Genomic DNA, 8,062 nt, shown 5'->3' with positions numbered 1-8,062 from the left:
CGGCATCCTCGTGCGCCTGTTCGAGCAGCCTCTGGCCGTGCGCCTTGGGCTGCCCGCTTGCGCGGCAGATGAACAGCGCCTGGCCCAGGCCCTGGCGGATTACCAGAAGGAAACAGCATGACCACCCTCATGGTGCAGGGCACCACCTCTGATGCGGGCAAGAGCACCCTGGTGACCGCGCTGTGCCGCTGGCTGTTGCGCCAGGGCGTCGGCGTGGTGCCGTTCAAACCGCAGAACATGGCGTTGAACAGCGCGGTAACTGCCGACGGCGGTGAAATCGGCCGGGCCCAGGCCGTGCAGGCCCAGGCCTGCAGGCTGGCGCCGCACACCGACATGAACCCGGTGCTGCTCAAGCCCAACAGCGACACCGGCGCCCAGGTGATCATCCATGGCCGCGCCGTCACCAGCATGAACGCGGTGGCCTACCACGACTACAAGGTCATCGCCATGCAGGCGGTGCTGGCCTCGCACCAGCGCCTGAGCGCCGCCTGGCCAGTGGTGATGGTCGAAGGTGCGGGGTCGCCGGCAGAGATCAACCTGCGTGCCGGCGATATCGCCAACATGGGCTTTGCCGAAGCGGTGGACTGCCCGGTGATCCTGGTCGCCGACATCAACCGCGGCGGTGTATTCGCCCATCTGGTCGGCACCCTCGAACTGCTGTCGCCTAGTGAGCAGGCGCGGGTCAAGGGATTTGTCATCAATCGCTTCCGCGGTGACATTGCCTTGCTGCAACCGGGGCTGGACTGGCTGGAAGAGCGTACCGGCAAGCCGGTGCTTGGTGTGCTGCCGTATGTGACCGACCTGCACCTGGAGGCCGAAGACGGCATCGATGTGCGCCAGGGCGCCAAGCACGAGCGCGTGCTCAAGGTGATCGTGCCGGTACTGCCGCGCATCAGCAACCACACCGACTTCGACCCGCTGCGCCTGCACCCGCAGGTAGACCTGCAGTTCATCGGCCCGGGTCAGCCGATTCCGGCTGCCGACCTGATCATCCTGCCGGGCTCCAAGAGCGTGCGCGGCGACCTGGCACAGTTGCGCGAGCGCGGTTGGGAAAAGGCCATCGCGCGGCATTTGCGCTATGGCGGCAAGTTGATTGGTATTTGCGGCGGCTTGCAAATGCTGGGTCGCGAAGTGCATGACCCGCTGGGCCTCGAAGGCCCTGCAGGCTCAAGCCTGGGGCTTGGCCTGCTCGACTATGCCACGGTGCTGGAAGCTGAAAAGCAACTGCGCAACGTTGCTGGCACGCTGAATCTGGAAGCAGCGGCGGTGGCAGGCTATGAAATTCACGCTGGCGTCACCACGGGGCCTGCCCTGGAGCATCCTGCAGTGACGCTGGCTGATGGCCGCTGTGACGGTGCTGTCAGTGCTGATGGCCAGGTGCTCGCCACTTATCTGCACGGTTTGTTCGAAGGCAGCCAGTCGTGCGCGGCGCTGCTGCGCTGGGCAGGGCTGGAGGATGTGCAGACCATCGACTACCAGGCTCTGCGCGAACGCGATATCGAACGCCTGGCCGACCTGGTGGATAAGCACCTGGACACGGCGCAATTGCGTCAACTTTGTGGGGTGGCCTGATATGCGCAGCCTTGTACTCGGTGGTGCCCGCTCCGGTAAAAGCCGCCTGGCCGAACAACTGGCCAGTGATAGCGGCCTGCCAGTGACCTACATTGCCACCAGCCAGCCGCTGGACGGTGAGATGAACGAGCGCGTGCTGCTGCACCGCCAGCGGCGGCCGGATGACTGGGGGCTGATCGAAGAGCCGCTGGCTCTGGCCGCAGTGCTCCGTGCCAACGCGGCAGAAGGGCGCTGCCTGCTGGTGGATTGCCTGACCCTGTGGCTGACCAACCTGTTGATGCTGGAAGACCAACAGCGCCTGGCCGAGGAACGTGATGCCCTGCTGGCCTGCCTGGAGCCATTGCCTGGCACTATCATCCTGGTCAGTAATGAAACTGGCTTGGGGGTAGTGCCCATGGGGGAGCTGACCCGGCGTTATGTCGATTTGGCCGGGTGGTTGCATCAGGCGGTGGCCGAGCGTTGTCAGCGCGTGGTGCTGACGGTGGCGGGGTTGCCGTTGGTGCTGAAAGGGGCTGGGTTGTGAGGGGCCGTCATGAATGCTTTGAGCCGGGAAGTGTCCGCCTTGAGTATTCCGCCGCCGGTGAGATCGAGCGCCGCCCGCGCGGCGCATCGCCGGCAAGCCAGCTCCCACCTCTGTTTCTGGCCAGTTATACCTGTGCAATTGGCGCGCGTCCCCCTGGAGCACGACGCAGTATCGAAGGGGACAACCAAGGGACCGCGCGCTAATGGATCAGGAGTAATTGGCCCGAAACAGATGGAGCTGGCTTGCCGGCGATGCGCCGCGCGGGCGGCGCTCGATCTCACAGGCGCCGAAATACTCAAGGCGGACACCTCCCGGTCCACCACACTCACAACTCTTTTCCCAACCTGAAACAGGCCTACACCCATGACCCAACCCTGGTGGCAAACCCCCTGCCAACCCCAAGACAGCGTCGCCATGGACCAGGCCCGCGCCCGTCAGCAACAGCTGACCAAACCCGCAGGCTCGCTCGGCCAGCTGGAGGGCCTGGCCATCCAGCTGGCCGGTCTGCAAGGCCGTGAGCGACCAAGCCTGGACCAGCTCGCGATCAGCATTTTCGCCGGCGACCACGGCGTGGTCGAAGAGGGCATCTCGGCCTATCCGCAGGCGGTGACCGGCCAGATGCTGCGCAACTTCGTCGGCGGCGGCGCGGCAATCAGTGTGCTGGCGCGCCAGCTGCAGGGCAGCCTGGAAGTGATCGACCTGGGCACCATCGACGCTCATCTCGAGCTCCCCGGCGTGCGCCATCTGCGCCTGGGCACCGGTACGGCCAATTTCGCCCGCCAGCCTGCGATGACCGAAGGTCAGTTACACGCCGCCCTGCAGGCCGGCCGCGACAGCGCCCTGCGCGCAGCCGAACAGGGCGCGCAGTTGTTCATCGGTGGCGAGATGGGCATTGGCAACACCACGGCCGCCGCGGCCTTGGCCAGCATCCTGCTGGGCTGCCCGGCCCTTGAACTGAGCGGTCCTGGCACGGGCCTGGACGCCGCCGGTGTGCGGCACAAGGCCGAGGTCATCGAACGGGCGCTGAGCCTGCATGGCCTGCAAGCGGATGATCCACTGCAAGCACTGGGCTGTGTCGGCGGCTTTGAAATCGCCGCTTTGGTCGGCGCCTACATCGGCTGCGCGCAGGCAGGTATCGCGGTGCTGGTGGATGGCTTCATCTGCAGCGTCGCCGCGCTGCTGGCCGTGCGCCTCAACCCGCAGTGCCGGGCCTGGCTGCTATTTGCCCATCAAGGCGCAGAGCCTGGGCACAAGGCCCTGCTTGCCGCGCTGCAGGCCGAGCCATTGCTGGCCTTGGGGCTGCGCCTGGGCGAGGGGAGCGGGGCTGCCCTGGCCGTGCCGCTGCTACGCCTGGCCTGTGCGCTGCACGGGCAGATGGCAACCTTTGCCGAAGCTGCAGTGGCGGACCGCCCGGCATGATCCTCGACCTGCTGCGCCACGGTGAAACGGAACAGGGCGGCCTGCGTGGCAGCCTCGACGATGCCCTGACCGACAAGGGCTGGGCGCAGATGCGCAGCGCGGTTGCCCAGGCCGGCCCCTGGGAGGTACTGGTCAGCTCGCCGTTGCAGCGCTGTGCGCGCTTTGCCGATGAACTGGGCGCACGGCTGAACCTGCCGGTGCAGCGTGAGCCCGCACTGCAGGAGCTGCACTTCGGCGATTGGGAAGGCCGCAGCGCCGCACAGATCATGGAAGATCAGGCGGATGCGCTGGGGCGTTTCTGGGCAGACCCTTACGCCTTCACACCGCCCAATGGCGAGCCGGTCGAAGCGTTTGCCCAGCGTGTGCTGGAGGCTATCGAGCGCCTGGCCGGTCAGCATGCCGGCAAACGCGTGCTGCTGGTGACGCATGGCGGGGTCATGCGGCTGTTGCTGGCGCGTGCCCGTGGCTTGCCCAGGGCGCAGTTGCTGCAGGTCGAAGTCGGGCATGGTGCGTTGATGCGGCTGGTACCGAACGACGACGGGCAACTGCTGGAGGGGCGTTGAAATGCTGCCGTTCTGGATTGCCTTGCAGTTTCTCAGCAGCTTGCCCGTAAGCCTGCCGGGTATGCCGGCACCGCGCGAAGTGGGGCGTTCCCTTTTGTATTACCCGCTGGTGGGGCTGCTGCTTGGCCTGCTGCTGTGGCTGGCCAGCCAGCTACTGCAAGGTACCCCGGCACCACTGCACGCGGCTTTGCTGCTGACGCTGTGGGTACTGCTCAGTGGCGCCTTGCACCTGGATGGCTTGGCTGACAGTGCTGATGCATGGCTAGGTGGTTTCGGCGACCGTGAACGCACACTGCGGATCATGAAAGACCCTCGCAGTGGCCCGATTGCCGTGGTCACTCTGGTGCTGGTGCTGCTGTTGAAGTTCTGCGCCTTGTGGGTGCTGGTTGGGCAAGGTATCGGGGCGCAGTTGCTGCTGGCGCCGCTGATCGGGCGAGCGGCAATGTTGGGCCTGTTCCTCGGTACGCCTTATGTGCGTCCCGGCGGGTTGGGCCAGGCGCTGGCCGAGCACCTGCCTCGGCGCGAGGCTGCCTGGGTTTTGCTCGTCAGTGTGCTGCTGTGCATCGTGCTAGCTGGCCATCAGGCGTTCTCGGTCATGCTGGTGGTATTGGCGGGCTTCGCCTGGCTACGTCACGCGATGTGTCGGCGCCTTGAAGGGACTACGGGTGACACGGCAGGGGCGATGTTGGAGCTGTTGGAGCTGGCAGTGGTGCTGGTGCTGGCGATCTAGGAATATTCCGACGATTTTTTAAGACGTAGCTGTAAGGCTTTTTACCCTTCGAATCCCGGTAATTTCCGGAAAGATATCAGCAAAAGCCACCATCTTCTTGCAGGCGTATGCTCGCCGCTTCTTCAACTGACAAGGAGCGTGCGTGCCATGCGTCATTTCGTTCTCGCTGCATTGTTGTCGTTCATGCTGCCGGCTGCCACGGCGGCCGAGTTAATGGCTTTCTGGGACAACCCTCGCCATGGCGGCAACAGCTTCAATCGGTTACCGCCCGATCAAGCCTACTTCGATGGCCTGAGCGGCTATGGCGCGACCTGGGTGCGGCTGTCCTACGATAAATGGCAGCCGGCCCAGCGTGATTTTCTGCTCGGCGACGCCGATGACTATCAAGGCCTGCCTGCTGGCGACCTGGCGATCTTGCGCGCCACCCTCGACCGAGCTCACCAGGCGGGGCTGAAAGTTGTCATTGCACCGCTCTCGCTGCCTGGCATGCGCTGGTCGCAGAACAACCAGGGGCAGTTCGACGATCGTCTCTGGCAAGACAAGCGCTACTGGCGGCAGGCTGAGGCCTTCTGGCGCGATGTGGCGCGCGAACTGAAGGACCACCCGGCTATCGCCGCCTATAACCTGATCAATGAACCAGCACCGGAAAAACAGGGCGGCTTGGCCGAGCATGCCGAGACGGTACAAATGCAGCAGTGGTATGCGCGAGAGCAGGGTGGTGCGCGAGATCTGCCAGCGCTTTATCGGCAATTGATAGCGGCTATTCGTGAAGAGGATGCCGATACACCCATCATGGTCGATGCCGGCTGGTTCGCTGCAGCAGACGCGTTCGGTTACTGGCCCGCCCCTCTGGAAGACCAGCGGGTGCTGTACAGCGTGCACATGTACGAACCCTATGTTGCCACCAGTGCGCCCAACATGACGCGCAAGCAGCCCATCGCCTATCCCGGTCCGGTAGCCTTCGCCGGGCAAATCCAGCAGTGGGATGGCCAACGGGTGGAACGTTATCTGCAACTGCCGCTGGCCTGGATTGCGGCCATGAACCTGCCGCGTTCACGCCTGGTGGTGGGTGAGTTCGGCTGCATGCGCCGGCTGCCGGGCTGCAAGCAATACCTTGAGGATGTCCTCAGCGTGCTGGATCGCAACCAGTTGCACTGGGCGTTCTACAGCTTTCGCGAAGACAACTGGGATGGCATGGATTACGAGCTGGGTTCGGCCAAGGTGCCATGGCGCTATTGGCAGGCGATCGAGGAAAACGCGCCGGATCCTTTGCCGCGCAACGGCACGCCGGAATTCGAGCCGATTCGCAAACGATTGAATCCAGATTGAGCTTGTCGGCTAAAAATGAAATGTCTTGCAACAGTCATGACGCGGGTATATACACGTATCCATGCTGACCAGTGAATGCATCTGCACCCATTTGCGTCGTGCCGCCCGCGGGGTGAGCCGGCACTATGACGAAGCCCTTGCGGACTTCGGGGTGAACGTTGCCCAGTTTTCCCTGCTGCGGCATTTGCAGCGGCTCGATCGCCCGAGCATCACTGCCCTGGCCGAAGCCATGGGGCTGGAGCGCAGTACCCTGGGGCGCAACCTGCGTGTGCTGGAGGCTGAGGGCTTGGTGGCCTTGGCCGATGGCGACGACCAGCGCAACCGTGTGGTGTTGCTGACCGAGGCGGGCATGCGACTGCTGCACGCGGCCCGCCCAGCCTGGGAACAGGCCCAGGCCTCGCTTGTCGAGCGGCTGGGGGCAGGGCAGCGGGATGAACTGGTGCGCCTGCTGGACCAGCTGGCCTGAATTGATACGACTATAAGCGGGTATATACCCGTAAAAACCTTGCGATGTGCTGGAGATAATGACAATGACTTCGGTGTGGCGAACCAGCGGGTGGGTATTGGTAGGGGCCGCGCTGATACTGGCGCTGTCCCTGGGTGTGCGGCACGGCTTTGGCCTGTTTCTGGCGCCAATGAGCGCCGATTTTGGCTGGGGGCGTGAAGTGTTCGCCTTCGCCATTGCCTTGCAGAATCTGATCTGGGGCCTGGCACAGCCGTTCGCGGGCGCCCTGGCCGACCGGTTGGGGGCGGCGCGGGTGGTGATCATTGGTGGCATTCTCTACACCGCGGGGTTGATGCTGATGGGCATGGCCGATTCGGCATGGTCGCTGTCGCTCAGTGCCGGTTTGCTGATTGGTATCGGCCTGTCCGGCACGTCGTTCTCGGTCATTCTAGGCGTGGTCGGGCGGGCTGTACCTTCCGAGAAGCGCAGCATGGCCATGGGCATCGCCAGTGCTGCCGGCTCTTTCGGCCAATTCGCCATGCTGCCGGGCACCCTTGGCCTGATCCAGTGGCTGGGCTGGTCCGCCGCGCTGCTGGTGCTGGGCCTGATGGTGGCGTTTATCGTGCCCTTCGTCGGGCTGCTGCGCGATCGTCCGCTGCCCAGTCATGGCGCCGAGCAGACCCTGGGTGAGGCACTGCGCGAGGCTTGCTCGCATTCCGGTTTCTGGTTGCTGGCGCTGGGCTTCTTCGTCTGTGGCTTCCAGGTCGTGTTTATCGGTGTGCATTTACCTGCGTATCTGGTTGACCAGCACTTGGCGGCGACCACTGGCACGACGGTGCTGGCGCTGGTTGGCCTGTTCAATATTGTCGGCACCTTCACCGCCGGCTGGCTGGGCGGGCGCATGTCCAAGCCGCGCCTGTTGACCGGCTTGTACCTGCTACGTGCGGGGGTGATCGGGCTGTTCCTGTGGGCGCCGGTTAGCCAGTTCAGTGCTTACCTGTTCGGTATCGCCATGGGCCTGCTGTGGCTGTCCACCGTTCCACTCACCAACGGCACCGTGGCCACGCTGTTCGGGGTGCGTAATCTGTCCATGCTTGGCGGTATTGTTTTCCTGTTCCACCAGTTGGGTGCCTTCTTGGGTGGCTGGCTGGGCGGGGTGGTGTATGACCGTACCGGCAGCTACGACCTGGTCTGGCAGATATCCATCCTGCTCAGCCTGCTGGCTGCCGCCCTGAACTGGCCGGTGCGCGAGCGCCCGGTGGCCCGCTTGCAGGCCCAGGCGGTATGAACCGCTACCTGGTTCGCGGGCTGCTGGCCGTGGCTGCGCTGATGCTGCTGGCGTGGGCGTGGTGGGGCTGGCACCAGGGCGGGATGGCGTTGATGCAATTGGGCATGAGTGTTTGTTAGGCGCTACCCTGCAAGCTCAAGGAATGTTTTGCGGGAGTGATGAACCATGCGTGCACATTGGTTGACGGTGCCGG

Annotated in this window: 9 protein-coding genes and 1 pseudogene; all 10 read left to right on the top strand. The window is 64.3% G+C overall.

Annotation, left to right across the window (positions count from 1 at the left end; genetic code table 11):
* Nucleotides 1–121: pseudogene (locus tag HP547_RS22530) on the top strand (threonine-phosphate decarboxylase); the annotation flags it as partial.
* Nucleotides 118–1,572, top strand: coding sequence for a cobyric acid synthase (locus HP547_RS22525; RefSeq protein ID WP_172287467.1), 1,455 nt, complete (start codon nucleotides 118–120; stop codon nucleotides 1,570–1,572). The pseudogene HP547_RS22530 and the gene HP547_RS22525, both read left to right, overlap by 4 nt.
* A gap of 1 nt (nucleotide 1,573) precedes the next feature.
* Entirely contained in the window at nucleotides 1,574–2,095 is a 522-nt protein-coding gene (cobU, locus tag HP547_RS22520; RefSeq protein ID WP_172225388.1) for a bifunctional adenosylcobinamide kinase/adenosylcobinamide-phosphate guanylyltransferase, read from the top strand.
* A 363-nt stretch (nucleotides 2,096–2,458) separates the two neighbouring features.
* Nucleotides 2,459–3,514 carry a nicotinate-nucleotide--dimethylbenzimidazole phosphoribosyltransferase gene (cobT, locus tag HP547_RS22515; protein WP_172225386.1) on the top strand — a complete coding sequence of 352 codons (1,056 nt, stop codon included), beginning with the start codon at nucleotides 2,459–2,461 and terminating at the stop codon, nucleotides 3,512–3,514.
* Nucleotides 3,511–4,077 (top strand): alpha-ribazole phosphatase family protein, encoded by a 567-nt coding sequence (cobC, locus tag HP547_RS22510; protein WP_172287466.1) that lies wholly within the window; start codon nucleotides 3,511–3,513, stop codon nucleotides 4,075–4,077. Before cobT ends, cobC begins: the two co-directional genes overlap by 4 nt.
* Nucleotide 4,078: 1 nt before the next feature.
* The gene (locus HP547_RS22505) at nucleotides 4,079–4,807 is read left to right on the top strand and encodes an adenosylcobinamide-GDP ribazoletransferase (RefSeq protein WP_172287465.1); all 729 of its coding nucleotides are present in this window, start codon (nucleotides 4,079–4,081) and stop codon (nucleotides 4,805–4,807) included.
* 213 nt (nucleotides 4,808–5,020) lie between these two features.
* Complete coding sequence (locus tag HP547_RS22500; protein WP_256676398.1) at nucleotides 5,021–6,136, top strand: glycoside hydrolase family 5 protein; 1,116 nt, start codon at nucleotides 5,021–5,023, stop codon at nucleotides 6,134–6,136.
* Nucleotides 6,137–6,197: 61 nt separating this feature from the next.
* Nucleotides 6,198–6,602 carry a MarR family winged helix-turn-helix transcriptional regulator gene (locus HP547_RS22495; protein WP_172225374.1) on the top strand — a complete coding sequence of 135 codons (405 nt, stop codon included), beginning with the start codon at nucleotides 6,198–6,200 and terminating at the stop codon, nucleotides 6,600–6,602.
* Between the two features lie 64 nt (nucleotides 6,603–6,666).
* Nucleotides 6,667–7,869 carry an MFS transporter gene (locus HP547_RS22490; protein ID WP_175586347.1) on the top strand — a complete coding sequence of 401 codons (1,203 nt, stop codon included), beginning with the start codon at nucleotides 6,667–6,669 and terminating at the stop codon, nucleotides 7,867–7,869.
* Nucleotides 7,866–7,988, top strand: coding sequence for a hypothetical protein (locus HP547_RS29735; protein WP_256676397.1), 123 nt, complete (start codon nucleotides 7,866–7,868; stop codon nucleotides 7,986–7,988). Before HP547_RS22490 ends, HP547_RS29735 begins: the two co-directional genes overlap by 4 nt.
* The last annotated feature ends 74 nt before the right edge of the window (nucleotides 7,989–8,062 follow it).

Origin of the sequence: Pseudomonas sp. CM27 (assembly GCF_013179515.1) — a bacterium.
Taxonomy (GTDB): Bacteria; Pseudomonadota; Gammaproteobacteria; order Pseudomonadales; family Pseudomonadaceae; genus Aquipseudomonas.
This window is presented reverse-complemented; position numbering and strand designations above follow the sequence as displayed.

Bases quoted from the DNA above. Each gene is read 5' to 3' on its own strand.
- HP547_RS22505 (WP_172287465.1), top strand. From the start codon at position 4,079: ATGCTGCCGTTCTGGATTGCCTTGCAGTTTCTCAGCAGCTTGCCCGTA.
- cobT (WP_172225386.1), top strand. From the start codon at position 2,459: ATGACCCAACCCTGGTGGCAAACCCCCTGCCAACCCCAAGACAGCGTC.
- cobC (WP_172287466.1), top strand. From the start codon at position 3,511: ATGATCCTCGACCTGCTGCGCCACGGTGAAACGGAACAGGGCGGCCTG.
- cobU (WP_172225388.1), top strand. From the start codon at position 1,574: ATGCGCAGCCTTGTACTCGGTGGTGCCCGCTCCGGTAAAAGCCGCCTG.
- HP547_RS22495 (WP_172225374.1), top strand. From the start codon at position 6,198: ATGCTGACCAGTGAATGCATCTGCACCCATTTGCGTCGTGCCGCCCGC.
- HP547_RS22500 (WP_256676398.1), top strand. From the start codon at position 5,021: ATGGCTTTCTGGGACAACCCTCGCCATGGCGGCAACAGCTTCAATCGG.
- HP547_RS22490 (WP_175586347.1), top strand. From the start codon at position 6,667: ATGACTTCGGTGTGGCGAACCAGCGGGTGGGTATTGGTAGGGGCCGCG.
- HP547_RS22525 (WP_172287467.1), top strand. From the start codon at position 118: ATGACCACCCTCATGGTGCAGGGCACCACCTCTGATGCGGGCAAGAGC.
- HP547_RS29735 (WP_256676397.1), top strand. From the start codon at position 7,866: ATGAACCGCTACCTGGTTCGCGGGCTGCTGGCCGTGGCTGCGCTGATG.